The sequence below is a fragment of the Nocardia sp. NPDC056000 genome, assembly GCF_042269265.1.
Classification (GTDB): Bacteria; Actinomycetota; Actinomycetes; order Mycobacteriales; family Mycobacteriaceae; genus Nocardia.
In genome coordinates this window covers 124,814-150,841 of record NZ_JBHJXS010000018.1, presented here as the reverse complement: position 1 = coordinate 150,841, position 26,028 = coordinate 124,814, and the positions used below count along the sequence as shown (strand labels likewise).

Below are 26,028 nucleotides of genomic sequence, written 5' to 3'. Positions count from 1 at the left end.
CTCGGTGACCGAACCCCGATATTGACGCCTCCCCGCGCTGACCTGCTGTTATGACTGGCAGCCATATTTCGAACCGAAATAAGAGGGAGTCACCGTGGAACCGGTGCTGGAGGTGGATCGAGTGTCTACGGAGATCGATCCGGCCGCGTTCAAAGCAGTGCTCGGGCGCTTCGCCTCGGGGGTCACTGTGATTACCGCCATTGACGGAGGCGAGCCGGTTGGCTTCGCATGCCAGTCCTTCGCATCGCTGTCCATCGATCCGCCGCTGGTGAGTTTCTTCCCCGCGCGCACCTCGAGCACCTGGCCGCGCATTCGCCGCGCCGGGCGCTTCACCGTCAATATCCTGGCCGACCACCAGGATCAGATCTGCCGCCAGCTCGGTCGTCCCGGCGCGGACAAGTTCGACGGGGTCGAGTGGATTGCCTCGCGGAACGGTTCACCGCTGCTGACCGGTGCGCTGGCAACCATCGACTGCGAGCTGCACGATGAGGTCGACGGCGGTGACCACACCGTGGTCATCGCCCGCGTGACCGGTCTCAATGAGCATTCCGAGGCCACCCCGCTGCTCTTCTACCGCGCGGCCTTCGGTCGTCTCGCACACCAGTAGCAACCTCCCGGCCAGTGGGACAGCCATTGTCACCGGCGTCACATCGGCCGCAACCATCAATACAAGGCAAGGGAGAGGAATTCACATGACCACCACCGACGGTGCCACGGAAGTGCGAGTGATCGACGCGGGCGCACCGCCCACCCGATTCGCGCGCGGCTGGCACTGCCTGGGGCTGGCCGACTCCTTCCGGGACGGAAAGCCGCACGCCATCAAGGCATTCGGCACCGAGATCGTGGTGTTCGCGGCCGAGGACGGCAGCCTGAACGTGCTCAACGCCTACTGCCCGCATATGGGCGGCAATCTGGCCGACGGCACCGTCAAGGGTGATTCGCTGGCCTGCCCGTTCCACGATTGGCGCTGGAACGGCAAGGGCAAGTGCACCGGCATTCCGTACGCGCGCCGGGTTCCGCCGCTGGCCCGCACCAAGGCGTGGCCGACCATGGTCGAGAACAAGCAGCTCTTCGTATGGAACGACCCGGAGGGCAAGCAGCCCCCGGCCGAGGTCGCCATCCCGCGCATCGACGCCGCGTTCGACGAGCAGTGGACCGACTGGACCTGGAATTCGATGATCGTGGACGCCAACTGCCGCGAGGTCATCGACAACGTCGTGGATATGGCGCACTTCTTCTATGTGCACTACGGGTTCCCGACGTTCTTCAAGAATGTCTTCGAGGGTCATACCGCCAGCCAGTACATGACCTCGGTCTCGCGCGAGGACATGATGGGCGCGACCGCTAAGGCATTGGGCGGCAAGAACGTTCTGCAGTCCGAGGCCGCGTACTACGGCCCCTCCTACATGATCGATTACCTCAAGAGCGAGAGCGCCAACGGCCTCGTCGTCGAGGGCTACCTGATCAACTGCCACTACCCGATCAACGAGAACCAGTTCGTGCTCATGTACGGCGCGATCGCCAAGAAGCCCTCCGGCGTCTCGCCCGAGCAGGCCGATGAGATCGCCGAGAAGTTCGTCGGCGGGCTCGGCAAGGGCTTCGAACAGGACGCGAATATCTGGAAGCGCAAGTCGCGCATCAACAATCCGCTGCTGTGCGAGGAGGACGGGCCGGTCTACCAGTTGCGTCGCTGGTACGAGCAGTTCTACACCGATGCCGCGGCCGTCACCGAGGAGATGACCACCCGCTTCGAATTCGAGGTGGACACCACCCGCGCGGTCACCGCCTGGGAGGCCGAAGTCGCGGACAACCTGGCCAAGCGTGCCGCCGCCGAAGCAAACGCCTGAAAGGCCCTGCCATGGATAAGGTTTCGTGCCGGTCCTGCGGGACCTGCGTGCTGGTGGAGAAATTCAGCCCCCAGCACACCAGCGTGCAATGGAACAACGCCGCCGTGGCGGCCTGCACGGAGCTCTCCACCACCGGCCTGAGGTCGCACACCTGCCACGCCCTGCGCGACAGCATCGACGCGGCGGTGGCGGCGGGCGAGCTGGGTTCGAGCACCCGCGATGTGGATGTGCTGACCCGCGGCCGGACCTTGGCCTGATCGAAATACACAGCACAGGAATGGAACTGGCGATGACCGTGACCGACATCGAACCGGATACGACCGAGCTCGAGGCCGAGTTGGAGACAGCGCAACAGGCCGGTGGCATCGCGTCGGTGCGGATCGTGCGCGTGGTGCGGGAGACCGACGACGCGGTATCGCTGGAGCTCACGCCGGATGACGCCCATGCGGGGAGGTTCGGGTACAAGCCGGGGCAGTTCCTGACGCTGCGCATTCCGAGTGAGCTGACCGGGTCGGTGAGCCGGTGCTATTCGCTGTCCAGTGCGCCGCACGAGGATGGACCGCTCAAGGTCACCGTCAAGCGGACGATGGAGGGCTACGGCTCGAACTGGTTGTGTGACAACGCTGTCGAGGGCATGTCCCTCGATGTGCTGCCACCCGCCGGGCTGTTCACGCCCGGTTCGCTGGATACCGATCTGCTGCTGTTCGGCGGTGGCAGCGGTATCACCCCGGTGCTGTCCATCCTGAAATCCGCACTGGCGCAGGGCGCCGGACACATCACGCTGGTCTACGCCAACCAGCACGAGAACTCGGTGATCTTCGCCGCCGAACTGGCGGAACTGGCTGCCGCGCACCCGGATCGGCTGCTGGTGCTGCACTGGCTGCAATCGGTACAGGGCCTGCCCACGGTGGAACTGCTTGCCGCGCTGGTCAAGCCGTGGGCCGGGCGTGAGGCGTTCGTCTGCGGACCCGCGCCGTTCATGGACGCGGTGAGCGCCGCCATGGCCTCGCTCGGCGCGGATCGCAAGCGTGTGCATTCGGAGAAGTTCGTTTCGCTTTCCGGCAATCCCTTCGAAACCGACGGCACCGCCGTCGATATCGACGCCGCCGCGGCCGATGGTGACAATGCGACCGTCAAAGTCGAACTCGACGGCGAAAACCACGAATTCACCTGGCCGCGCAAGCAGACACTGTTGGATGTGCTGCTCGCCAAGGGCTTGGAAGCACCTTTCTCCTGTAAGGAAGGCGCGTGCAGCGCGTGCGTGTGCCGAGTGGTCTCCGGCGAAGTCACCATGCGGCGCAATGAAGTGCTCGAAGACGCCGATCTGGAAGACGGCTATGTGCTGGCCTGCCAGGCGGTTCCGGTGACCGACGACGTTTCCGTCACCTATTCCTGAGATATCGAGGAGTACAAACATGGCTGCTTTCAGCTCTCTCGGCTACGTGCGGGCCCGCATCGCGGATGTGCAGGCGTGGCGCGAATTCGCGTTCGACACCATCGGTTTCGCCGAAGGCACCGGACCCAATCCGGAGTCGATCTACTTGCGCACCGATGAGCACACCTACCGGCTGGAATTGGTGCCCGGTGAACGCGATGAGGTCATCGCGGTCGGCTGGCAGGTCGCGGACACCCGCTCACTCGCCCTGGTGCGCGAAACCCTGGAGAAGGCCGGAATCGCCGTCGCCACACTGAGTGTCGAGGATGCTGCGAACCGGCACGTCGAGGAAGCCATCAGCTTCGTCGATCCGTCCGGCTTCACCATCGAGGTCTTCCACGGCCCGCTGCTCGATCACACCCCGGTGCTGACCAAGCACGGCGCGCGTTTCATAAACGGTGATCTGGGCCTGGGGCATGTGGTGCTGCCGGTGCGCGATATCGAGGACGCGCGCAAGTTCTACACCGAGGTACTGGGTTTCGCCTCGCGCGGTTCGTTCCGCGTCGGCCCGCCCGGACATCCCATCTGGATTCGCTTCATGGGCGTGAACCCGCGCCACCACAGCCTCGCGCTGATTCCGGGCAGCCGTCCGGACGGGCCGGGCATCGTGCACATCATGGTCGAGGTCGATTCGCTCGACGATGTGGGCCGCGCGCTGGATCGCGTCACCAAGGCGGGCTACCACCTGTCCTCCACGCTGGGGCGGCACACCAACGACAAGATGATCTCCTTCTACGTCCGCACACCCGGCAACTGGGATCTCGAATTCGGTTGCGAGGGAATGCTGGTCGGTGACGACTACGTCGCCGAGGAGATGACCGCGGACAGCTACTGGGGCCACGAATGGGCTAGGGGCTGACCCGCCCGCACAGACCCGGCCGCGCCTCCGCCAGAGCCCCGGCGGGGGCGCGGCCGTTTCGGAGCACAACTGAATACATCGCAAAGGAGCGTCGAAAGTTGTCTCTGCCCACTGCATCCGGACCCACGCGGTTCGGATTCTTCATCGCGCCCTACCATCCGTTGAACGGCAATCCCACCTTGCAGATCCAGCGGGATCTGCAATTGGTCGAGCTCGCGGATGAGCTCGGCTATCAGGAAGCCTGGGTCGGCGAACATCATTCCGCCGGAATGGAAATCATCGCCGCGCCCGAGGTCTTCCTCGCGGCGGCCGCCGAGCGCACCAGCCGAATCCGGCTGGGCACCGGCGTGAATTCGCTGCCCTACCACCAGCCCATGATGCTGGCCGATCGGCTCTGCCTGCTCGATCACCTCACCAAGGGCCGCGTCATGATGGGCATCGGCCCGGGGCAGCTCGCCTCGGACGCCTCCATGATGGGGGTGCCGCAGCCGCGTCAGCGCGACATGATGCACGAATCCATGGACACCATCGTGCGATTGCTGCGCGGGGAGGCCGTCACCGCCAAGACGGACTGGTTCGAGCTCAATGAGGCTCGGCTGCAATTGCTGCCGTATCAGCAGGGCGGACTGGAAATGGCGGTGGCATCGACCATTTCGCCATCGGGTTCGGTGCTGGCCGGAAAGCACGGCGCGGGGCTGCTGTCCCTCGCGGCATCGGATCCCTCGGGATATGAAGCGCTGCTGCCGAATTGGAAGGTCTACGAACAGGCCATGGCGGCGAGCGGGCATACCGTGGATCGATCCAAGTGGCGGCTCGTCGCGCCCATGCATATCGCCGAGACCCGGGAACAGGCGCGCCGCGAAGCCGAATGGGGCGTAGGGCATTTGGTGGATTACATCAAACGGCTCAGTGGGATGGATGTGCCGTGGGGCGATACCGCCGCCGAGGCGATCGAACAGTGGACCGGTCCCGGCTTCCCCGCCTTCGGCCGCGCCACCATCGGCTCACCCGATGACGCCATCGAGGCCATCGAAGCGCTCGCCGAACAGTCCGGCGGATTCGGCACCTTCCTGGTGCTGGCGCTCAATGTCGCCGATCCGGAAGCCTCCCGGCGGTCGGTGAAACTGTTCGCCGAGCACGTGATCCCGCATTTCACAGGCGCGAATCGCAGTCGCGTCGCCTCGCTGGATTGGGCCAACGCGAACAGCGAACGCCTCATGTCCGGTATGCGCGCGGGTGTGGAAGCCGCGTTCGAACGGCACGGCCAGGCCCTGGCAGCTGCCCTGACACCCGTTGAAGGGAAGTGACATGCGCGCGGTAGTGATGCGCAATCGCAAGCTCATCGTCGACGAGGTGCCCGATCCGGTACCCGGTCCCGGTCAGGTGCTGGTCGAGACGATCGCCTGCGGTATCTGCGGCTCGGATAAAGCCGCCCTCGATTACACCGACGAATTTCTCCAGGCGTCCCGCGACAGCGGTGTGCCGACCTTCCTGTTCGATCCGTGCCGCGACATGGTGATGGGTCATGAGCTGTCGGCCCGGGTTATCGGCGCGGGACCGGACACCCCATTCGTGGAGGGCCAGAACGTCGTTGCCCTGCCCTGGGCGCTGGACTCCGCCGGTGGCATCCACGGTGTCGGCTACTCCAACGATTTCCCGGGCGGCTTCGGCGAGCGAATGGTGTTGCAGGCCATGGCCTTGGAACCCATTCCCGAACATGTGCCCCCGCACGTGGCGGCAATGACCGAACCCCTCGCCGTCGGCTTCGGCAATGTGGCGCGCACCGGTATCGGGCCCGAGGGCACCGGCATCGTCATCGGTTGCGGCCCAGTCGGTTTGGGCGCGGTGGCCGCCCTGGTCGAACGCGGCGTAGCCCCCATCGTCGCCTCCGACCCGTCCAAACTCCGCCGCGAAGCCGCACTGCGCCTGGGTGCACACCGCGTGGTGGATCCGGCCGTGGAAGACCCCGTCGAGGTATGGCAGGAATTGGCCTCCCCCGGCCAGCAACTGCACGTCTGGGTCTGCGCCGGCGTCCCCGGCCTCCTCAACGACCTCATGTACAAGGTCCCCAGGGAAACCAAGATCCTGCAAATCGGCTCGATCATGACCGACGACGTCATCCGCCCGATCGTAGGCATCTACAAAGACATCTCCCTGCAAATGTGCATGGTCTACCCCCACGAGGAATACGCCAAAACCCTGCACCGCATAGCCGACGGCACCATCGACGCCGAATCCCTCATCACCACCCAGGTCGGCTTCGACGACGTCTCCGACGCCATCGAATCCCTCCGCCACCCCGACGACCACATCCAAATCCTCGTCCGCCCCAACCTCTAACCCCCCCCGAACAGCGCAGACCCGATGCCAGACGGGTCGGCGTTGTCGGGAGCACCACTCAGTCCGCGACGACTACAGCCCGTACGAGTCGGCACAAATCCGCAGGATGCAGTGAGTCGGTGCGCCGCCAAAGTCCCGGATCGACCGCGTCGCGCTGCGAAACATGTTCCGCCACAGCGAATCCATGCTTACCCAGCAGTTCGGAGAGTGCCTCGGGGGAGTAGTAGCTCAACCATGGCTCGCCCTGTTCGGCAGCGGCTGGAAGTGCGAACTCGGCGTAGGCGGTTCCGGATTCGTCGCGCAGTTCGGCTGGCAGCGCGTACTCCATCACCAGTTCGGTGCCGGGCGCGAATCCCCTGAGGACCGCCAGCGTCGCCGCGATCGCCGATTCGGTCAAATACATGCTCACGCCGAGCCAGCTCACCAGGGCAGGCATTTCGGGATTGAATCCGTGCGCGGCCAATTCCGCTGCGAGGTCATCCCGCTCGAAATCCACGCCGACGAATTGTGCGGCAGCACCATCGATTCGCGCGGCCGCGAGCAATTCCCGCTTCCATTGTTGGGTGGCAGGATGATCCACCTCGAACACCGCGATCTCCCGGGCGAGCGGAGATCGGTAGGCGAAGGTATCGAGCCCCGCGCCGAGGATTACGTACTGCCGGAAGCCCGCACTCACCCGCGCCTCGGTGTAGCTGCTGCGTGCGTTGACCTGCGCACGCGTCCCACGCAGCACCACGTGATCACCCAACTGCCGGTGATACCCGAGCACCTCTTCAGCGTGCGCACCAAGCAATTCGGCCGCCAGGGTGTCGCGGAATAGGTAGGGCTCGCTATCCACCACAAGATGCGCCGCGCGCCCACCCGCCGCCATCATCGCGGTCCTACTGGGTCCGCCATCCATAGAATTCTCCTGCACCATCGTCGGGAAAACCGATGCTAGACAGGAAAATTGGATTTCGCATTTAGCATATCACACGAAAATAAATATCCGATAACACAATTCGCCCGTTTCAGTCGGTGAAGGTGATTCGGACGGTGATGGGGGTGGTTTGCAGGGCGGCGAAGGTGTTGGTGACGAGCGGGGCCAGGAGGGGGTGGGGGGCGAAGGTGCGGGCGCGGGCTACTACGTCGTCGTCGGGGAGTAGGGTGGCGGTGCCGGTGCGCCATTGGTTGCCCTGGCGGACGCGGATTTCGGGGTTGGCGGTGAGGTTGGCGCCCCAGCCGGAGCGGGTGCCGTGCTGGGAGATTACCCAGGCGCCCTTGTCGTCGAAGAGGACCGAGACGGGGACGCGGCGGGGTTGGCCGGATTTGCGGCCTACCGTTTCGATTTCGGTGGCCAGGGCGGTGCGGACGCCGACTCGGCTCAGGGCGCGGACGGTGGGGTTCAGGACGTAGCGGCCCATGGCGCGTTCGCGGCGGAACTTGGTGGCGTTCTTGTCCGGGGTGGAGCCGGGGGAGCGTTTGCTGCGCAGGGCGTCGAAGCCGTTGCGGCGCAGCATGGTTACCGCGGTGCGCCAGGGGGAGCGCTCGGGGTCGGGGTCGCTGCCCGCGCCCAGGAGGTGCAGTTGGTCGGTGTGCCATTGCAGGTCGAGTGCACCGTCGAATGCCTTGAGGCCGTTGTTCGCGGCGAACTGCGGGGGCAGTTTCAGGGAAATCGCGGGGGCGTGCAGGCGGTCCGCGCCATTGAGGAGATCGGCTGCGGCGGAGGGGATTACGGCGGCGGGGCGGCCCAGGCCGACCAGATCGCAGTTGCCCTCGGCGATGGCCTCGGACATGGCGGCGTGCGAGCGGAAGCCGCCGGTGACCGCGATCGGCACCGCACCCGCGGCCTGGCGGGCGGATTCGGCGTACTCCAGGAAGTACGCCTCGCGGGCCTTGGTGCTCGCCGCGACCGTGCGCGGGCGATTCAGCATGGCGGGGGATTCGTAACTGCCGCCGCTGATTTCGATCAGATCCAGGCCCTCGGCGGAAAGCTGCTCGATCACCAGGCGCGATTCGTCCTCGGTGAAACCGCCGCGCTGGAAGTCGGCGGAATTGAGTTTGATGCCGACGCCGAAACCGGGGCTGACCGCACCCCGAATGCTGCGCACCACCTCGAGAACAAAGCGGCGACGACGCTCGGCGTCGCCGCCCCAGCCGTCGGTGCGCTGATTGGACAGCGGAGACAGGAACTGCGACACCAGATATCCGTGCGCGCCGTGCACCTGCACGCCGTCGAATCCGGCGGCCTCCGCGACCCGCGCCGCGGTGCCGAAGCGGCGGATGATGTCGTGGATCTCATCCTCGGTGAGCGCGCGCGGGGTGGGCACGCCCGGAATGCTGATGCCGATGGCCGACGGCGCGACCGTGCGATTGCGGGTGACGAGTGGATTGGCCTGGCGGCCCGGATGATTCAACTGCATCCAGAGCTTCGCGCCGCCGTCTTTGCCCGCTTTGGCCCAGCGGGTCAGTGCTTCGAGGTGTCGTTCGTCCTCGATGGCCACATTGCCGGGTTCGCCCTGGTGGCGGCCGTCGACCATGACATTGCCGGTGACGATCAACCCGTACCCGCCGGTGCTCCAGCGCGCGTAGAGTCGTTGCAGCCGTTCGTCGGGGGCGAGGGCGGAATTGCCCAGTCCCTCGCTCAGCGCGGATTTCATCAAGCGGTTCGGGAGTACCTGGCCACTGGCCAGCGGCAGGGGATCGTGCAGGGTTTTAGTAGGCATGGGTGACCCCGATTCGTCGTCGAGTCAGTGGCGGCGGTCTACACTGGCAATGGTAGACCAATCGGTATATCTCGGACGGTAGTACACCGATCGGTATACAGCAAGGAAGGATGTAGTCCATGGGAGCCCGCGACCGCCTCATCGACAGCGCCATCGCCCTCATGCGCTGCAAAGGGATCGCCGGAACCGGAATCGCCCAATTACTCGAGCACAGCGGCATCTCCCGGCGCTCGGTCTACCTGAACTTCCCCGGCGGCAAATCCGAACTCATCGCCGAGGCCACCCGCACCGCCGGTCAGGCGTCGAGCGCGCTCATGCGCACCCTCACCGCGGGCACCGATCTGGCTACAGTCATCGCCGCCTTCCCCGCCATGTGGCGCGAAGTCGTGGTCGCCAGCGATTTCACCGCGGGCTGCCCCATCGTGGCCGCGGCCCTGGGCCGCTCGGAGTCTCCGGAGGCCGCCGATGTGGCGGGGGAGACCTTCATCGAATGGGAAGGCATCCTGGCCGAACGCCTCGAAGCCGAATCGGTCGCCCCGGAGACCGCGCGCTCCCTGGCCACCACCATCGTGGCGGCCGTCGAAGGCGCGGTCGTCATGTCCCTGGCCACCCGCTCCACCGATCCGCTGGAACGCGCCGGAAAACAACTCGCGGACCTGGTCAGCATGCATACCGGCAAGAAGATCTCGGCCGCCTGAAGCCCCCGCGTGAACCGGTGCGGACGCCGGGATCGCGCGAGCATCGGGATCAGCGGGAGAGTAGCCGCTCGATCTCCCGCTGTGTCGGAATCGATACGCTCGCACCGAGTTTCGTGGTGGCCAGCGCACCCGCCGTGCACGCCCACGCCAGCGCGATCTCCGGACCCTCGTGCCAATGCGCCGCGAGCGCACCGGTGAACGTGTCCCCGGCCCCGGTGGTATCGACCACCTCGACCCGAACTCCCGGCTGCGGCAGCGTGATTCCGTCCGGACCGCGATAGATCGCCCCGTCCGCACCCAGCGTGGTGATCACATGCGGAACACAATCCAGGACCGCGCCGAGCTGAGCCGCCTCACCCTCGTTCACCACCGCGATATCGATCTCGGCCCACAGCTCATCCGGAAGTTCGCGCACCGGTGAGGGATTCAGAATCACCACGGTGTCATTGGCCCGCGCATGCCGAGCCGCCCGCAGTACGGTCGGCAGCGGAATCTCCAACTGGCACAGCAGCACATCGGCCTGCGCGATGGCCTCGAGATCCCCGACGTCCAGCGCTGTCATCCGGGCATTGGCCCCGCCCACCACGATAATGCTGTTCTCGCCACCGGAATCAACGATGATCGCCGCCACCCCGCTGGCCCCGCTCAATCGCCGCAGTCGCGAAACCTCCACTCCCGCATCGGAAAGCACCCCGCGCAGCTCATCGGCGAAAACGTCGTCCCCGACCGCGCCGACGAACCCCACCGACCCGCCGGCCCGCCGCGCCGCGATGGCCTGATTCGAGCCTTTCCCGCCGGGCACCAGCGCGAAGCTCTCCCCGGACACCGTCTCGCCGGGTTCCGGCCGCCGCCCCACGGTCGTCACCAGATCCATATTGATGCTGCCCACCACCACAATCCGCGCCATGAGCGTCACGGTAGTCGCCGAAGTGTTGACAACCGTGCACCTTCTTCTTTATCTCTTCGCAAGAGAAGAAAAATCTTCTAGGAAGATAAATCTTCCCTGTTCGATCCGGCCACCGAGCCGCAGGCCGAGCGCTGAGCGCGCGATGCCGGTATCGACTATCGCGTCACTGGCCGGTGCCCGTGGATTCGGTTCGCCCGCCCAGGGATTGGACGCCGCGGCCGGGTTCCAGCGGGGGAGCGCCGATCGCGCAGTGCACCTTGCACTGCGGTTCGGCGGCGGGCGGCGCGGTGGCCAGCGCGTCATCGCGCACGGTGAAGAAGGTCAGCACGGCCGCTGCCACCACCAGCACCACGCAGGTCAGCAGGGCGATGCGGAAGCCGTGCTGGAACGTCGAGGGATTGCTGTAGGCGTCGCCGGTGAGCCCCGCCAGCGGCGGAATCGCCGCCACCGCAAGCAGACCCGCCGCACGCGCCACCGCGTTGTTGACCCCGCTGGCCACGCCCGCATGCCGTTCGTCGGCGGTGGCCAGCACGGTGGCGGTCAGCGGTGCGACCGCCAGCGTCAGGCCGATACCGAACACGATGGCGGCGGGCAGCACCACGGTCACATACGAGGAGTGCTCACCGATGCGGGTCATCAACAGCATGCCGAGCGCGGCCAGCAGCACACCGGCGGTGATCGGCTTACGCGGACCGATCTTCTGCGCGAGCGCACCCGCCCGCGCCGAGAACAGCAGCATGAGAATCGTGCCGGGCAGCAGCGCGGTGCCCGCGGCGATCGGGCTGAAGCCCGAAACCACCTGCAAGGTGAGCACCAGCAGGAAGAACACCACGCTCATCCCGCCGTACAGCACGAAGGTGACCGCGTTGATCGCCGTGAACTGCTTGGAGGCGAAGACATCCACCGGCACCATCGGCGAAGGGCCGTCATCGCGGGCCGAGCGACGGCGTTCGAGCAGTACGAAAGCGATACCGGCCGCGACGCCCAGCACCGCGCTGCCGATCACCAAGGCCAGGTTGGCATCTCGTTCCGGTGCGGTGGTGAGCGCGTACGTTATCCCGGCCAGGCACAGCGCGGCCAGCGCCGCGCCGAGCACATCGAATTTCCCGTGCGCGCGCGAATCGTAGGTCTCGGGCACATGTTTGGCGGCGACGGCGATAACCACCAGCGCCAGTGGGACATTCAGCAGGAACACCCAGCGCCAGCCCGCGTACTCGACCAGATAGCCGCCCAGGAACGGGCCGATCGCGCCCGCCACACCGCCGAGCCCCGACCACGCTCCGACCGCGCGGGCGCGATCCTGGGGTTCGAACGAGGCCTGAATGATCGCCAGCGATCCGGGCGTCAACAGCGCCCCGCCGACGCCCTGTAGCGCCCGCGCCGCGATCAGCATCAAAATATCCTGTGCCGCACCGCAGAGCGCCGAGGCCAGCGCGAACCAGATGACGCCGATGATGAATACGCGGCGGCGGCCGTACCGGTCGCCGAGCGCACCGCCCAGCAGAATCAAACCCGCGAGGGTGAGCGAATAGGCGTTGACGGTCCACTGCAATCCGGCCATCGACGCGCCGAATTCGTCGCCGATCCTGGGCAGCGCCACATTCACGACGGTGGCGTCGAGCATCGCCATTCCGGAACCGAGCACCGTTGCCAGGAGAACCCAGCGTCCGGCAGCGGACGAGAGACGAATGCTCGCGGTCATGTGGTCACGGTAGCCCGCGCCGCCGATACTCGCCGGTCGCGGGAAATAGTCCGGGTCGGCCGGTGTGTACGGCCCGGGACGAGCGGCGGGGAGTTCGGGTCGAGACCGCCGCGCCACGTGGCCCGCCGGGTCGCCGAAATAGCCGTTCGGGCCGGGTATATAGGCAGTACCCGGCGGTAAGTACGCTGTAGCCATGACTGTCTCGACCACCACTGAACTGGACGACGTCCGCGAGGTGGTGCATGCCGCGGCGCGCCGAGCCCGGGTGGCGTCGCGCACGCTCGCCCAGCTCACCACCGCGCAGAAGGATGCCGCACTGCACGCCGCGGCCGATGCGCTGCTCGCCGCCAAGGATCGTCTGCTCATCGCCAATGGCGAGGACATCGAGATCGCCCGGGCCGGAGGCACCGCGGAAGCCCAACTCGACCGGCTGCGCCTGACCGAGGCCCGCATCGACGGCATCGCGTCCGGACTGCGGCAGGTCGCCGGGCTGCCCGATCCGGTGGGCGATGTGGTGCGCGGTTCGACGCTGCCCAATGGCCTGGAGATCCGGCAGACGCGCGTCCCGCTCGGTGTGGTCGGCATGGTGTACGAGGCTCGCCCGAATGTCACCGTCGACGCCTTCGGGCTGACCTTGAAGTCCGGTAACGCGGCGCTGCTGCGCGGTTCCTCCTCGGCGGTGCGCTCGAATGTGGCGCTGGTGACCGTGCTGCGCGAAGCGCTTGCGGCGCAGGGCCTTCCGGAGGACGCGGTGCAGTTGCTGCCCGCCGACGACCGTTCCAGCGTCACCCATCTGATCCAGGCGCGCGGACTGGTCGACGTGGTCATTCCGCGCGGCGGCGCGGGCCTGATCAACGCCGTGGTGCGCGATGCCCTGGTGCCGACCATCGAGACCGGTACCGGCAACTGCCATATCTTCGTGCATCGCGACGCCGATCTGGATATGGCCGAATCGATTCTGATCAATGCCAAGACCCGGCGGCCGAGCGTCTGCAATACCGCCGAGACGGTGCTCATCGACGCGGCCATCGCCGATACGGCCGTACCGCGCCTGATCAAGGCGCTGGAGACCAGCGGCGTCACCATTCACGGTGATCTGCCCGGTTTGGTGCCCGCCACCGATACCGACTGGGCGGATGAGTACCTGTCCCTCGATATCGCGCTGAAGGTCGTCCCCGATCTCGATGCCGCCGTCGAGCACATCAACCACTGGGGCACCGGCCACACCGAGGCCATCGTCACCGGCGACCTCAAGGCCGCCCGTGAATTCACCGGCCGGGTGGACGCCGCCGCCGTCATGGTCAATGCTTCGACTGCGTTCACCGACGGTGAGCAGTTCGGCTTCGGCGCGGAGATCGGTATCTCCACGCAGAAATTGCACGCGCGCGGCCCCATGGGCCTGCCGGAACTGACCTCCACCAAATGGATCGTGTGGGGCGACGGCCAGATCCGGCCCGTCTAGCACTTCGAGGAAAGGCAGCACCCGTGGCTTCTACAGCACCGATCCAGGAGCCGATCTTCGCATCGGTCGACGATGTGATCGAACGCCTGGCCGGAACCGGCTACCTGGCCGATAAGGCCACCGCCACTTCGGTTTTCCTCGCGGACCGGCTCGGCAAACCACTGCTCATCGAAGGTCCGGCCGGTGTCGGCAAGACCGAGCTGTCCAAGGCGGTCGCCGAGGTCGCGGGCGCGGAACTGGTGCGCCTGCAATGCTACGAGGGCGTCGACGAATCGCGTGCGCTCTACGAGTGGAATCACGCCAAGCAGATCCTGCGCATCCAGGCGACCTCGGAAAACGATTGGGCCGAAACCAAAGCCGACGTCTTCACCGAGGAATTCCTGCTCTCGCGGCCGCTGCTCACCGCCATCCGGCGCACCGAGCCGACCGTGCTGCTCATCGACGAGACCGATAAGGCCGATGTCGAGATCGAGGGCCTGCTGCTCGAGATCCTGAGCGACTTCTCGGTCACCGTCCCGGAATTGGGCACCATCACCGCGACCCGCAAACCGTTCGTGGTGCTGACCTCCAATGCCACCCGCGAGCTGTCCGAGGCTCTGAAGCGGCGCTGCCTGTACCTGCACATCGACTTCCCGGATGAGGATCTCGAGCGCCGTATCCTGGCCAGCCGGGTGCCCGAGCTCAAGCCCGCCGTGGCCGCACAGCTGGTGCGGGTCGTGCACGTGCTGCGCGGTATGCAGCTCAAGAAGCTGCCCTCGGTCGCCGAGTCCATCGACTGGGCGCGCACGCTGATCGCCTTGGGCGCAAAGGATCTGGACGAGAAGACAGTGCGCGCGACGCTCGGCGTGGTGCTCAAACATCAGGCCGACCATCTGCGTGCGCAGTCCGAGCTGAAGCTGGCCTGAGATGGCCGGCTCGTCGAACAAATCCCGCGGGCTGGTCTCCGCGGCCATGCGCGCGGTGAGCGGTGCGCCCGCCGCAAAACCGCCGACGACGGCCGAGCCCACCGCCGAGTACGGATTCTCCGGACATCTGGTGGGGTTCGTGGAGGCGTTGCGCGCCAGGGGGATTCCGGTCGGGCCGTCCGAAACCGTCGACGCCGCACAGGTTGTCACCGTGCTGGATCTGATGGATCGGGAAGCGCTGCGGGAGGGGCTGGCGTGTGCGCTGCTGCGCCGCACCACCCAGCGCGCCACCTACGACGGCCTGTTCGATCTGTGGTTCCCGGCCGCACTCGGTGAGCGCGTCGGGGCCGAAGAGGTCGAGATCCCGTTGAAGCCCAATGGGGCCGTCGACATTATCGAGCTGCGAAAGATGCTGGCGGAGTTGCTGGTTCAGGACCCGTCCGGTGAGCAGGAGCGTCAGCTGCAGGCGCTGGCGGCGCAGATGGTCGAGCAGATGGGCCAGTATCAGGCGGCGGGCGGCCCGTCCTTCTCCGCGTATCAGACGTTGAAGGATCTGCAGCCCGAGATCCTGGTGGCCAAACTGCTCGCCGGGCTCACCGCGGGTATGGACAACTCCGATTTCGACACCGAGGTCGCCCGGCGCACCGCGCGCCAGCGCATCAAGGGGTTCCGCGGCACCGTCGAAGCCGAAACCCGCCGCCGCGTCGCCGAGCGCATCGGGCGCGAACGCGTCGCCACCTATGGTGTCGCGCGGCAGGCCGAAGACGCCGACTTCCTGCGCATCTCGCAGAACGAACTCGACGATCTGCGCCGCTCCAGTCAGCGCCTGGCTCGAATCCTGGCCTCCCGCTTGGCCGCTCGTCGTCGCCGCTCCCGTCGCGGTGAGATCGATCTGCGTAAGACGCTACGCAAATCCATGTCCACCGGCGGTGTTCCCATCGATCTGGTGACCCGCAAGCCCCGGCCCGGCCGCCCCGATCTCGTTCTGCTGTGCGATATCTCGGGGTCGGTGGCCGGTTTCTCCAGTTTCACCATGGTGCTGGTGAACGCGCTGCGCGAACAGTTCTCCCGCGTCCGCATTTTCGCGTTCGTTGACCGCTCCGATGAGGTGACCAAGCTCTTCGATTCGGTGACCCCGTTGGATCAGATCACCCGCCGCATCTTCACCGAAGCCGATGTCGTGGGCATCGAAGGCCATTCCGACTACGGCTCCGCCCTGGAAGGTTTCGCCGAGAACTTTCCCGACGCCGTCACCAGCCGCACCTCCCTGCTCATCCTCGGCGACGCCCGCAACAACTACCGCGATCCGGCCCTGGGCACCCTGGCCGACCTGGTGGCCGTCGCCAAACACGCCTACTGGCTCAACCCCGAAGCCGAAAAGATGTGGGGCACCGGCGATTCCGCCGCCAAGAAGTACGCGGAAGTGATCGAGATGCACGAATGCCGCTCCGCCCGCCAACTCACCGCCGTAGTCGGCCGCCTACTACCCGTCTGAGGAGCCACCCATGGATCTCCTGACCTACTGCCTCGCGAAACCCGGTGCCTGGCAGGACGAACCGTGGGAGGGCGATGTGGTCGCCAAGGTGGGGGACAAGATCTTCGCGTTCGTCGGGAGCGGGGCGGCCGTGACGCTCAAATGCGGTAGTAAGCCCGAGGCCGATGAGCTGATCGCCATCTATCCGGATGATGTCTCGCTCTCGGCGTATATCGGGCGGTACGGGTGGGTTTCGGTGAAGGTCGGGGGCAAGGTGCCCGAGGACGAGTTGCTCGAGCTCATCGACGCCTCCTACGACGCCATCGTCGCGAAGCTGCCGAAGTCCAAGCGGCCCTGATCTGCGTCGTTGGTGGGTCATTGGTGATTCATTGGCGGGGACCGGGAATGTACCGGGCAACGCCGGAATTGGTCCGGCCGCGCCGATCCGGAGCCTGATATGCGACGCCGTGCCCTCGCCCACCTGCTCACTGCCGCCGTGCTTGCGGGGCTGACCGCATCCGCCGCGACGGTGGTCGCGCACGCCGACACCGGTTTCCGCATGTCGGAGTACACCCTGACGGGGAGCAACTACAAGGTCTCCGTGCCGCGTACCGATATCGACGGTGTGGACGGGCCCTATCTCGCCGCGCGCGACGAGTTCAACAGCTCGCTGCGCGGGGCCGCCGACGGGTACATCACCAAGGTCACCCCGACCCTCAACCTGTCCACCTCGGTGAACTTCACGTACGTCGGGCCGCACCTCTTGAGCGCCAAACTCGGGGTCAACTACTTCGCCGAACACGCCGCACATCCCTACGAGGACTTCACCACCCACACCACCAGCCTCGACAGCGGTAAGGCCATTCAACTTCAGGATGTCTTCACGGACTTGAACGCGGGCTTGACCGTGCTGTCGAAGCAGGCCGCCATCCTCGTCCCCAAGACCAATGCGGGTGACACCTACTACAGGGACGGCATTCTGCCGACCGTCGACAACTACCGCAATTGGGCGGTCGATTCGGGTGGCATGCGGATCTACTTCGGTGAAATCGGTTCGCACGCGGCCGGAAACATCGTCATCACCGTCCCGTGGTCGGCGCTGTCGTCGGTGCTGTCCCCGCAGATGAAGGCACTGGTCGCCTGATCCCGAGACCTCGATGTCACACCCCGGCACGCTGCGTCGTCCTCTTGATGAACCGGCCCGAAACGAGGGCCCATCAACAGAAATCGAGAAGACGCCATGAACACCGCCTACATCATCGTCACCATCGTCGCCGCCGCCTGGGTCGGATTCTCGGCGTTCTCGCTGCTGCGCAAGGCGCCGTTCGTGGTCGACCCGCTGATCGAATACGGTGTGCCGCAGTCGTGGTGGGCTCCGCTGGGAGTGGCCAAGGCCCTCGGCGCGATCGGCCTGATCGTGGGCCTGTTCATTCCCGCCATCGGCATTGCCGCCGCCATCGGCCTGATCCTCTACTTCGCCGGTGCGGTCATCACCGTCCTGCGCGCCCGCTCATACAAGACCGTCGCCTTCCCGCTGCTGTACCTGATCCCCGTAGCGGTCGCGGTGGGCCTGGGCGCCGCCGCCTGAGAATGCGGGCGGTCTCCGATCCGAACCAACGCCGACCGGGTAATGGTGGCGCGGCCGTCACGCCGCCATCATTACCCGGTCGCCGTCATTTCACCTGTGGTGCACGCTATCCCGGGATCACAAAGCTCCCGTGCCCGGCGATATGCGGCTGATCGGTATCGATGGTGACCTCGATCCGCCCCGGCACCTTCCCGGTCCACACCGGAACCCAGAGCGCGGTATGACTACCGTCATCCCCCAGCGGCACAACCGGATTGACCGCACTCGCCCCGGTATCGAGATTCCGCCAACTCACCGTCGCATTAACCGCACATCCCCCGGAACCCGATGCGAGCGTAGTGAATTCCGCCCGAATCCACATCACCTGATCCCCATAGAAATCCCGCGCCGGATCATAAAACCCCCGCACCTGCCCGAAACAGGGCACCAATCCTCCGCCGAGAGTCATCGCGGGATTCACGGTGGTGACCGGATCAGCCCACGAAGTCCCCGTCGCACCCACCAAACCGACAACCAAACCGACAGCCCCAAGCAGAGATCGACGCCAAGCCACAAACACCTCCAGGATCGATTGTTGCGATACCCGACCCTACGAGACGACCGCACCTCCGCGATCAAGATCCGCTAGGCCGCCCGGGTGAGCGCATCGAACCGCCGCCCGAAATACTCTGCCTCGGAGCCCCGCGCACCAGCGGCAGCGCGCCGCACCGGCCGCAATTCCGCCACCAGCCGAGGCGAATCAACCTGCGATTCGAGCAAATCCAGTGCCCCGTGCCCCGCCCCGATCGCCGCCGCCGAATCACCCAGCCCGGCAAGCGAAGCCGCGAAATAGGCCCTATACGACGCCTCATCCCGAGGCAGATTCTCCGCCCGATCAATACTGTCGCGGAACAAATCCGCCGCCCGAGTGTGCTGCCCGAGTAACTTCCGCCCTCGCGCCTCATGCACCCGCAACTCGGCTTCGGTGACGAAGTGCAGCCAGATCGGATCGTCGGGATTATCGAAGCCGCACTCCAATTCGTGCCAGACCCGTGTCATCGTGTGCGTGAATTCGCGATGATCGCCTATTGCCGCGTGTGCCACCGCTTCTCGGGCCAGGCGTAACGCTTTGAGCCGGGGAGAGGGCACCGAGTTCGCGAGTTCGGTGACCCTGCGTGCGATCCGAATGGGCTCGCGGCCGTGCCGTGGATGATCAGTCGCGGTGATCGTCAAGCCGCCGAGCGCGGCCGCCAGCATTTCGCCATCCCCGGTCTGCTCGGCCAACAGCACCGACTCGGTGTAGCACCAGCGCGCGATTTCCGGGCGGCCACTGTCATGAGCCAACCATCCGGCACAGCTGCACAACCTCCCCGTGGCGGCGGCAAGCGCATCGCCGGTTCTCGGACCGTACTGACCGTGGTCCAGCATCCGGCGTGCCAGCCGAAGGTGCTGGAGCGCGAATTCGGTTATCGCCCCACCGCCTCGGCGATTGTCGTGGTCCCACAACTGCTCGGTGACATCGCGAAGCGCGGTGACATGGTCGGTGCCGATGAGCATCGCCCCGCTCGCGGTCGTCACTGGCGCGGCAGCTCCCATGAGCGTCATGGTCGCTGCGATGCCGAATTGCCTGCGGTCCACGTCGTCGACTCCTTCGCCACACCCCATTTCGATCGTCCACGGGTTGGCGGTTCCTAGCAAGACCGGCAGGAAGGCGGCGCGTGGAACTCCGAGCACGTCCGCCACACGCAGAAGTTCCCGAATATCGAACAGCGTGTCCACCTCGCCACGCTCCACCCGCCCGACATGCGACCGATCCCAGTGCAATAGCTCCCCGAGATCGGCCTGACTCAAACCCATTTCGCGGCGCACGGCCGACAATGCCAAACCGACCTGTCCGTCTGCCAGTAGCTGACGAAACCGTGCAGACCCCCATATCGCTGATTCAGCGCCACCACTGGCCATTCGAGCCCTCCGGGACACGACCGATGATGAAAGCGACTGTAAGACCAGCGAATACCCACCGTGTCGCGCTCACCACATTCCCATTTTGTCAACGGCAGATACTGCGCACACCGAGGCAAATTCAGCCGTCGCCCCTGCCTCCTCCGCGGCCCAAGCTGAGTTCATTCACATCGGCTCAGGGAGGTTCAGGATGACTCGTCCGTACATGGCCCCACGGCCTCTCAAATCCTCATTGCCCAAGGCGGTCGGCTACCTACGTCTCGACCTGAGCGGAACCGCTTGGGAGCGAGACGAATTGGAACTCTTGGAGCTCGCGAGTCAGCACGGCTACGACCTCGTCAAAACCCTCCGAATCACTCTCGAAATCCGGGAACCGGTGCAGCGCCTGCTGATCGTCGTACGCCACCTGGACGCCCACGCCGTCCTCACCCCAACCCTCGACCACATCGGCCCTCCCGAACCGATCCGCCGAGCATGCGATCTGATCGTCGGATCACCCGAACTGATTTTGCCTCGTTTGAACGCCTTCGACGGCGGGCGGCGATCCCATTGACGAACTGGATCGCCTTCGTGACCGCAGTGATTGCCCAACTGGCAATGTGCGCCCTTATCCTGACCCTCGGAATCTGGTGGCCACAACCCGAACCGCCCGCGAACCCACACCCGGTGCGCGGCCGCCATCGAGCAAGCCGCCACCGAAGGCAGCTGCCACGAGGGGCGTGATGAGCTACAGCGCTGAAATTATGGAAACCCAGGGCGACTACTCCCTGGTCAAGTGGGAAGGAAGGAAATTCCCCGGCCTTCTGATCCAAGGCGATACCCTGACCACCGTCCTGGACGACCTCTCGGAAGCGCGATCCGAACTCGATGTCGGCAACGTCGATGACGGTAGGTTCGCGCTCGGAGAAGCACTCCGGAAGGTAGAGCAGATGCTCAGCTCCTACGAGGAAATGATGCTCCTCGCAGGCGTCAAGCTGCCCTATTTCCGGTCCGATCATGCAGAATAGATCCGTTCTGACTGTAGAACAGGTCGTTGAATCGAATTCGCTTGCAGCGGTTCTGATTGTGCGGTGCTTGGAAGGCGTAGTGCGAGTTGGGGATCAGGTAATGATCGGGCAGTCTCATGACGGCTCGAATCTCGCTGTCGCCTTGGTGGTCGACGAGATACTTCGCTACGGCAGACCTTGCGAATCCCTCGACGCTCCGCACGTCGCCGAACTCAGCTGCTCCGGTGCCGGAGCTGAGCTGGTCGGCGATATGTCGAAAATCGTTGTGTGGAAGTGATTTACGGAGTTTCGACTCATGTTCATATCGACGTTCGATGAAGAGCCCCTCTGGTATCGCTTGGCCGAGATCGAATATATGAGTCAGCTGCCGATTGTCGAGCAGAATCGCTTGCTGATCGGACTTGCGATCGAGAAGCTGCTCGGGGAGGGCGATGGCGAAGCGGACGAGGGTGGTCGTTATCTGCGGATGGTCTCCGTAACTGGCTGGTGGGATGTGGATGAGCGCGGATGGACCCGCAACGACGGGACGAAATCCCTGCTGGCGCCCAACATTTGGATCGGCAATAAGTTGTCCGAGCCGATGAGGCATTTCCGGATGGCACCGGCGGAATCGGAGTGCGCCGCGTTCGTGAAGGCGGCTGTTCCGAATGTGGAGGAGTATCGACTGTACGAAAACTGGAAAATGTCGGGCGGTGAGCGGTTTTCGGTGAACCGCGTCTATGTCTGTCCGGTGCGGGCTGATGTTCCGGATGAGTGGATAGCCTGATCAGGATCGGCGCTGATCGCTAACGGATGAGTTCGCCGGTGGCTAGCTGGAATTGGGTGCCGTCGGGGGATTGGCCTGCGGCTATGGAGTATTGGGTGGTGCCGTTGGCGCTGATGGACCAGAAGGTCATGGTTAGTTGGCCTTTGGGGGTTTGGCAGGTTTGGGTGGGTGGGGAGAGTTCGGCGGTGTTGCCATCTGCTGACAGGGTCCAGGTGCAGCCGTTTTCGAGGGTTGTCAGGTGGATTTGGTTGGCAGGGGCCGGGGTGATGTGGATTGTGCCGGTTTGGGGTGTGGGGGCGGTGAACCAGTTCAGGGTGTTTACGCCGGTTAGGACGTTTGCGGGGGTGTAGGTCCAAGTGCCGGTTAGGGATTGGAGGGTTTCCTGGCGGGAGGTGGTGCCTGCGCGTTGGCGGTCGCCTCGGGGGAGGGTGAAGCCTATGTCGCCTATTGGTTGGTGGCTGATGGCGTGGATGGTTTCGGAGGCGTGGTCGCCTTGGAATCGGATGTTCCAGACGGTCATGGTGTAGGCGGAGCCGATTACCTTGTTGAAGCAGGATTGGGTGGTGTCTCGGAGGGCGAAACCGTCGGGGGCGGGGATGAAATGCCAGGTGCAGCCTTGGTCGCTGGTGCCGGTGACACCGCCGGGCTCGCGGGCGAAGGTGACCGTGCCGATTTGGGGGAATTGGACGGGGACGGGGATGTCCAGGCTTGCGATATTCGTTCCGGTGGCGCGGTCGGGGTGGGTGTAGTTCCAGACGCCGAGGTAGGAATCGATGGGGTCGGCGGCGGAGGCCGGGTCGGGGATGGCGTTGGTGGCCAGGACCCAGGCTGTGAGGGCTGCCGCTGTGAGGAAGACGCGTAGTCGGCGGCGAAGAGTGTTGTGGCCCATGATGGTTCCGTTCGAGCTACGGGAGTTCGCTGGTGAAATCCCACTACAGGCAAGGACGGGGCACGGGCCCGGGAAGTTACCGGCGGCATCGGTAACTATTCGAGGGGCTGTCTCGTCCTGGAGATGTGACCGTGTCTGACGCACTCATCAACACTTGGCGGGCCGATCGCGCCTATCTGGTCGATCTGGCGTATCGCATGCTGGGGACGGTGGATGAGGCCGAAGACGCTGTGCAGGAAGCGTTCATGCGGTTCGCGCTCGCCGCGCCGGGCAGCATCGAGGATCCACGGGCCTGGCTGACGGTGGTGACCAGCCGGCTCTGTCTCGATGTGCTGCGCAGTGCCCGGGTGCGCCATGAATTCCCGGGCGATCCGGCGGTGGCGCTGGCGGCGTTCGCCGATCCCGCCTCACCCGCGGACCGCGTAACCCTCGATGACGAAGTGCAATTGGCGCTACTGCTCCTGCTGCAACGGTTGAGCCCGGCCGAGCGGGTGGCCTTCGTACTGCACGATGTCTTCGGTATGCGGTTCGAGGACATCGCCGAAACCCTCGGCAAGCCGGCCGGTACCTGCCGGCAATTGGCGCGGCGGGCCCGGCTCAAGATCGCCGCCGAGGCGGGGCTGAATTTCATCGAGAAGAACGAGCATCGGCGTGTCACCGAACGCTTCATCGCCGCCTGCGCGGGCGGCGACCTCACCGAACTGCTCGACGTCCTGCACCCGCAGGCGTGGGGGCGGGTCGCCTTCACCGCCGAGTCCGGACTTGCGCCCGTCATCACGCAGGGTCCGAACAATGTGGCCGACAACCTGATCCGGTTCTACGGCGCGCACACCACCCTGGTCTCATACCCCGCCGCCAACCCGGTACTGCTCGCCTTCCGCGAGCAACGCCTGTTCGCGGCACTGAAGCTGACGCTGGCCGACGGCCTGATCCGGCGCATCGACACCACTGTCGACCCCGGGCGAGCCGCCGCTGCGCCCGGTTCCGGATAGCCCCCGGTAAGCTCGGGTTTTGTGCATACGAACGGGCGCCGCAAGCTAGGGGTGATGGGCGGCACCTTCGACCCCATCCACCACGGGCACTTGGTCGCGGCGAGTGAGGTGGCTAATCGGTTCGCGCTGGACGAAGTGGTTTTCGTCCCGACCGGGCAGCCCTGGCAGAAGGCCGACAAGTACGTCAGCTCGGCGGAAGACCGCTATCTGATGACCGTCATCGCCACCGCGAGCAATCCCAGCTTCTCGGTCAGCCGCACCGATATCGACCGCGGGAAGAAGACGTACACCGTCGACACCCTGCGTGAGCTGCGCGAACAGTATCCCGAAGCGGATCTCTACTTCATCACCGGTGCCGACGCGCTGGCCAGCATCCTCACCTGGCAGGATTGGGCCGAACTGTTCGAACTGGCGAAATTCGTCGGAGTGAGTCGTCCGGGGTACGAATTGAACATCGACCATCTGGCCGACCATCTCCGCAACTACCCCGCCGACGCCGTCACCATGATCGAGATCCCGGCGTTGGCGATCTCGTCCAGCGAATGCAGAAGGCGGGCCAGTGAAGGCCGGCCGGTGTGGTACCTCGTCCCCGACGGGGTCGTGCAATACATATCTAAGCGGCACCTGTATGTGCCGGACAGCAACGGGAAGGTAGCAACAGGGTGAGCGCATCCGTCGAAGCGGTGAAGATGGCAACGGTGGCCGCATTGGCGGCCGACGAGAAACTGGCATCGGACGTCGTGATTCTGGACGTGTCCGAGCAGCTGGTGATCACCGACTGCTTCGTGATCGCGTCCGCGCCCAATGAGCGCCAGGTCAACGCGATCGTCGACAATGTCGAGGACAAGCTGCGCGAGGCCGGATACAAGCCGGTGCGCCGCGAGGGCACCCGCGAGGGCCGCTGGGCGCTGCTCGACTACGTCGAGATCGTCATCCACATCCAGCACAATGACGAGCGCGACTTCTACGGCCTCGAACGGCTCTGGAAGGACTGCCCGCAGGTGCCGGTCGCAGGTCTGGAAGATCAGCGCGCGAAGGCCGCCGAGGCCGGAGACGACGAGGCCGGAGCCGAGTAGTGAGCAAGCTTGCCGGCGTCCGCCGTTTGATCCTGTTGCGGCACGGGCAAACCGAATGGAACGCCACCGATCGCATGCAGGGCCAGATCGACACCGAACTCAGTGATGTCGGCCGTCGCCAGGCCAAGGACTGCGCACCGGATATGGCGTCCAGCGATGTCCTGGCCATCATCTCCTCGGACTTGCGGCGCGCGCACGACACCGCGCTGTGCGTCGGTGAACACGCCGGACTGCCGGTGACCACCGATATCCGGCTGCGCGAAACCGATCTCGGACAGTGGGAGGGGTTGACCCATCACGAGGTCGACGCCCTCGCACCCGGAGCGCGCAAGGAATGGCGGATGGACGCCACCTTCACCCCGCCCGGTGGTGAATCCAAACTCCAAGTGGGCGCTCGCGCACTGCCCGTGGTGCACGAACTGTTCACCGAGCGCCCCGACTGGCCCGGCCGTACCATCATCCTGGTTGCGCACGGCGGATTGATCGCGGCGCTGACCGCGGCGATCCTCGACCTCCCGCCGGTGAACTGGCCGGCCCTGGGCGGGCTCGCCAACACCAGCTGGGTGCAGTTGACCAGCCACGGTCCGAGTCTCGACCGGCCCGGCTGGCGTCTCGATGTATGGAACGCGCTGGCGAAGGTAGCTCCCGATGTCCTCTGACACCCCCGAACAGCAAGCCTCCGGCGAACGGCCGGTGCTGCTGGTCATCGCCGACTCGCTGTCCTACTTCGGGCCCAAAGGCGGGCTGGCGGCGGACCATCCGCGCATCTGGCCGAATCTCGTTGCGGCCGAACTGGGCTGGGATGTGGAGTTGGTGGCGCGCATCGGGTGGACCTGCCGGGACGCCTACTGGGCGCTGATCGGCGATCCGCGGGTGTGGGCGACCGTGCCGCGCGCGGGAGCGGTGGTATTCGCGACCGGCGGCATGGATTCGCTGCCGTCGCCGTTGCCGACCGCGTTGCGCGAGCTGATCCGTTATGTGCGACCGTCTTTCGCGCGGCGGCAGGTGCGCACCGCGTACAACTGGGTGCAGCCCAAGCTTTCCCCGCTCGGCTGGCCGGTGGCGCTACCGCCGTCGGTGAGCGTCGACTATCTCGAGCAGTCGCGAAACGCGCTGGCGGGGTTGCGGCCCGAGCTTCCCATGGTGGCGGTGCTGCCCTCGGTGCATCAGTGCGATGCGTACGCCCGGCATCACAGTGGACGCGAACCCATGGTCAAGGCGGTCACGAAATGGGCTGACACCCATTCGATTCCGCTGGTGGACCTCGGAGAAGCCGTGCGCGAGAACGTCTTCCACGGTGAGGCCAATCCGGACGGTATCCACTGGGGCTGGGAAGGGCACGTCGCGGTGGCACAGGCCATGGTCAAGGCGCTCTCCGAGGCGACATCCCGCGAGGTTCGGACTGCATGACGGGCTCGTACGGCAGACCGAGCTC

The 26,028-nt window shown here is 65.5% G+C and carries 30 protein-coding genes; 23 read left to right on the top strand and 7 right to left on the bottom strand.

What is annotated here, in order from left to right; genetic code table 11:
* Nucleotides 1-121 precede the first annotated feature (121 nt).
* The 7 genes from ACFC4D_RS41335 to ACFC4D_RS41305 all read left to right on the top strand — a co-directional run bounded on the left by ACFC4D_RS41335 (nt 122) and on the right by ACFC4D_RS41305 (nt 6,481).
* Entirely contained in the window at nt 122-607 is a 486-nt protein-coding gene (locus tag ACFC4D_RS41335) for a flavin reductase family protein (RefSeq protein WP_375955151.1), read from the top strand.
* Between the two features lie 85 nt (nt 608-692).
* Nucleotides 693-1,847, top strand: a complete 1,155-nt coding sequence (locus tag ACFC4D_RS41330) for a Rieske 2Fe-2S domain-containing protein (RefSeq protein WP_376071726.1) — start codon at nt 693-695, stop codon at nt 1,845-1,847.
* An 11-nt stretch (nt 1,848-1,858) separates the two neighbouring features.
* Nucleotides 1,859-2,104, top strand: a complete 246-nt coding sequence (locus ACFC4D_RS41325) for a hypothetical protein (RefSeq protein WP_364629740.1) — start codon at nt 1,859-1,861, stop codon at nt 2,102-2,104.
* A 32-nt stretch (nt 2,105-2,136) separates the two neighbouring features.
* A complete protein-coding gene (locus tag ACFC4D_RS41320; protein WP_376071723.1) occupies nt 2,137-3,243 on the top strand; it encodes a 2Fe-2S iron-sulfur cluster-binding protein in 1,107 nt (368 codons plus the stop codon).
* 19 nt (nt 3,244-3,262) lie between these two features.
* Complete coding sequence (locus ACFC4D_RS41315; RefSeq protein WP_364629745.1) at nt 3,263-4,141, top strand: VOC family protein; 879 nt, start codon at nt 3,263-3,265, stop codon at nt 4,139-4,141.
* Nucleotides 4,142-4,239: 98 nt separating this feature from the next.
* The gene (locus tag ACFC4D_RS41310) at nt 4,240-5,448 is read left to right on the top strand and encodes an LLM class flavin-dependent oxidoreductase (protein ID WP_376071721.1); all 1,209 of its coding nucleotides are present in this window, start codon (nt 4,240-4,242) and stop codon (nt 5,446-5,448) included.
* Nucleotide 5,449: 1 nt separating this feature from the next.
* The gene (locus ACFC4D_RS41305) at nt 5,450-6,481 is read left to right on the top strand and encodes a zinc-binding dehydrogenase (protein ID WP_376071719.1); all 1,032 of its coding nucleotides are present in this window, start codon (nt 5,450-5,452) and stop codon (nt 6,479-6,481) included.
* A 58-nt stretch (nt 6,482-6,539) separates the two neighbouring features.
* On the opposite strand, the gene ACFC4D_RS41300 is transcribed toward ACFC4D_RS41305, so the two are convergent.
* Together ACFC4D_RS41300 and ACFC4D_RS41295 are read right to left on the bottom strand one after the other, a co-directional pair.
* Entirely contained in the window at nt 6,540-7,382 is an 843-nt protein-coding gene (locus ACFC4D_RS41300) for a class I SAM-dependent methyltransferase (protein ID WP_376071716.1), read from the bottom strand.
* 109 nt (nt 7,383-7,491) lie between these two features.
* Entirely contained in the window at nt 7,492-9,186 is a 1,695-nt protein-coding gene (locus ACFC4D_RS41295) for a nitroreductase family deazaflavin-dependent oxidoreductase (protein ID WP_376071713.1), read from the bottom strand.
* Between the two features lie 119 nt (nt 9,187-9,305).
* Here ACFC4D_RS41295 and ACFC4D_RS41290 point away from each other — a divergent pair, with 119 nt between their 5' ends.
* Nucleotides 9,306-9,884: a TetR/AcrR family transcriptional regulator gene (locus ACFC4D_RS41290; RefSeq protein ID WP_375955138.1), complete on the top strand. Its 579-nt coding sequence runs from the start codon at nt 9,306-9,308 to the stop codon at nt 9,882-9,884.
* A gap of 49 nt (nt 9,885-9,933) precedes the next feature.
* On the opposite strand, the gene ACFC4D_RS41285 is transcribed toward ACFC4D_RS41290, so the two are convergent.
* Both ACFC4D_RS41285 and ACFC4D_RS41280 read right to left on the bottom strand, forming a co-directional pair.
* Complete coding sequence (locus tag ACFC4D_RS41285; RefSeq protein WP_375955136.1) at nt 9,934-10,791, bottom strand: ribokinase; 858 nt, start codon at nt 10,789-10,791, stop codon at nt 9,934-9,936.
* 163 nt (nt 10,792-10,954) lie between these two features.
* Nucleotides 10,955-12,493, bottom strand: coding sequence for an MFS transporter (locus tag ACFC4D_RS41280; RefSeq protein WP_376071710.1), 1,539 nt, complete (start codon nt 12,491-12,493; stop codon nt 10,955-10,957).
* Nucleotides 12,494-12,686: 193 nt separating this feature from the next.
* Between ACFC4D_RS41280 and ACFC4D_RS41275 the strand changes: the two genes are divergently transcribed.
* From ACFC4D_RS41275 to ACFC4D_RS41250, 6 genes are all read left to right on the top strand, one after another.
* Nucleotides 12,687-13,955 carry a glutamate-5-semialdehyde dehydrogenase gene (locus tag ACFC4D_RS41275; RefSeq protein WP_364629768.1) on the top strand — a complete coding sequence of 423 codons (1,269 nt, stop codon included), beginning with the start codon at nt 12,687-12,689 and terminating at the stop codon, nt 13,953-13,955.
* The gene (locus ACFC4D_RS41270; RefSeq protein WP_364629771.1) at nt 13,916-14,860 is read left to right on the top strand and encodes a MoxR family ATPase; all 945 of its coding nucleotides are present in this window, start codon (nt 13,916-13,918) and stop codon (nt 14,858-14,860) included. Before ACFC4D_RS41275 ends, ACFC4D_RS41270 begins: the two co-directional genes overlap by 40 nt.
* A 46-nt stretch (nt 14,861-14,906) precedes the next feature.
* Complete coding sequence (locus tag ACFC4D_RS41265) at nt 14,907-16,355, top strand: VWA domain-containing protein (protein WP_376071890.1); 1,449 nt, start codon at nt 14,907-14,909, stop codon at nt 16,353-16,355.
* Between the two features lie 10 nt (nt 16,356-16,365).
* A complete protein-coding gene (locus ACFC4D_RS41260) occupies nt 16,366-16,692 on the top strand; it encodes an MmcQ/YjbR family DNA-binding protein (RefSeq protein WP_375955130.1) in 327 nt (108 codons plus the stop codon).
* Nucleotides 16,693-16,791: 99 nt separating this feature from the next.
* Complete coding sequence (locus ACFC4D_RS41255) at nt 16,792-17,478, top strand: RsiV family protein (protein WP_376071707.1); 687 nt, start codon at nt 16,792-16,794, stop codon at nt 17,476-17,478.
* A gap of 96 nt (nt 17,479-17,574) precedes the next feature.
* Nucleotides 17,575-17,922, top strand: a complete 348-nt coding sequence (locus ACFC4D_RS41250; protein ID WP_364629782.1) for a DoxX family protein — start codon at nt 17,575-17,577, stop codon at nt 17,920-17,922.
* A gap of 106 nt (nt 17,923-18,028) precedes the next feature.
* On the opposite strand, the gene ACFC4D_RS41245 is transcribed toward ACFC4D_RS41250, so the two are convergent.
* Both ACFC4D_RS41245 and ACFC4D_RS41240 read right to left on the bottom strand, forming a co-directional pair.
* Nucleotides 18,029-18,217, bottom strand: coding sequence for a hypothetical protein (locus ACFC4D_RS41245; RefSeq protein ID WP_376071704.1), 189 nt, complete (start codon nt 18,215-18,217; stop codon nt 18,029-18,031).
* A gap of 329 nt (nt 18,218-18,546) precedes the next feature.
* On the bottom strand, nt 18,547-19,785 hold the full coding sequence (locus tag ACFC4D_RS41240) for a helix-turn-helix domain-containing protein (RefSeq protein ID WP_376071702.1): 1,239 nt from the start codon (nt 19,783-19,785) through the stop codon (nt 18,547-18,549).
* A 268-nt stretch (nt 19,786-20,053) separates the two neighbouring features.
* Between ACFC4D_RS41240 and ACFC4D_RS41235 the strand changes: the two genes are divergently transcribed.
* From ACFC4D_RS41235 to ACFC4D_RS41220, 4 genes are all read left to right on the top strand, one after another.
* A complete protein-coding gene (locus ACFC4D_RS41235; RefSeq protein WP_376071699.1) occupies nt 20,054-20,416 on the top strand; it encodes a hypothetical protein in 363 nt (120 codons plus the stop codon).
* Nucleotides 20,417-20,585: 169 nt separating this feature from the next.
* A complete protein-coding gene (locus ACFC4D_RS41230) occupies nt 20,586-20,870 on the top strand; it encodes a DUF6959 family protein (protein ID WP_376071696.1) in 285 nt (94 codons plus the stop codon).
* Between the two features lie 100 nt (nt 20,871-20,970).
* Nucleotides 20,971-21,147 carry a hypothetical protein gene (locus ACFC4D_RS41225; protein WP_376071694.1) on the top strand — a complete coding sequence of 59 codons (177 nt, stop codon included), beginning with the start codon at nt 20,971-20,973 and terminating at the stop codon, nt 21,145-21,147.
* Nucleotides 21,148-21,165: 18 nt separating this feature from the next.
* On the top strand, nt 21,166-21,636 hold the full coding sequence (locus tag ACFC4D_RS41220) for an Imm15 family immunity protein (RefSeq protein ID WP_376071691.1): 471 nt from the start codon (nt 21,166-21,168) through the stop codon (nt 21,634-21,636).
* Nucleotides 21,637-21,655: 19 nt separating this feature from the next.
* Here the strand turns inward: ACFC4D_RS41220 and ACFC4D_RS41215 are convergent, their stop codons facing one another.
* Nucleotides 21,656-22,525 carry a hypothetical protein gene (locus ACFC4D_RS41215; RefSeq protein WP_376071689.1) on the bottom strand — a complete coding sequence of 290 codons (870 nt, stop codon included), beginning with the start codon at nt 22,523-22,525 and terminating at the stop codon, nt 21,656-21,658.
* A 125-nt stretch (nt 22,526-22,650) separates the two neighbouring features.
* On the opposite strand from ACFC4D_RS41215, the gene sigI reads away from it, so the two are divergent.
* Genes sigI through octT form a run of 5 tightly spaced genes read left to right on the top strand, consistent with a single transcriptional unit; the run spans nt 22,651 to nt 26,003 of the window.
* A complete protein-coding gene (sigI, locus tag ACFC4D_RS41210; RefSeq protein WP_376071686.1) occupies nt 22,651-23,517 on the top strand; it encodes an RNA polymerase sigma factor SigI in 867 nt (288 codons plus the stop codon).
* 21 nt (nt 23,518-23,538) lie between these two features.
* A complete protein-coding gene (gene nadD / locus ACFC4D_RS41205) occupies nt 23,539-24,183 on the top strand; it encodes a nicotinate-nucleotide adenylyltransferase (RefSeq protein WP_375955120.1) in 645 nt (214 codons plus the stop codon).
* A complete protein-coding gene (gene rsfS, locus ACFC4D_RS41200; protein ID WP_375955118.1) occupies nt 24,180-24,593 on the top strand; it encodes a ribosome silencing factor in 414 nt (137 codons plus the stop codon). Before nadD ends, rsfS begins: the two co-directional genes overlap by 4 nt.
* Nucleotides 24,593-25,252: a histidine phosphatase family protein gene (locus ACFC4D_RS41195; protein ID WP_375955117.1), complete on the top strand. Its 660-nt coding sequence runs from the start codon at nt 24,593-24,595 to the stop codon at nt 25,250-25,252. The genes rsfS and ACFC4D_RS41195 overlap by 1 nt, the downstream gene beginning before the upstream one ends.
* A complete protein-coding gene (octT, locus tag ACFC4D_RS41190; RefSeq protein ID WP_376071683.1) occupies nt 25,242-26,003 on the top strand; it encodes a diglucosylglycerate octanoyltransferase in 762 nt (253 codons plus the stop codon). The genes ACFC4D_RS41195 and octT overlap by 11 nt, the downstream gene beginning before the upstream one ends.
* Nucleotides 26,004-26,028 lie beyond the last annotated feature (25 nt).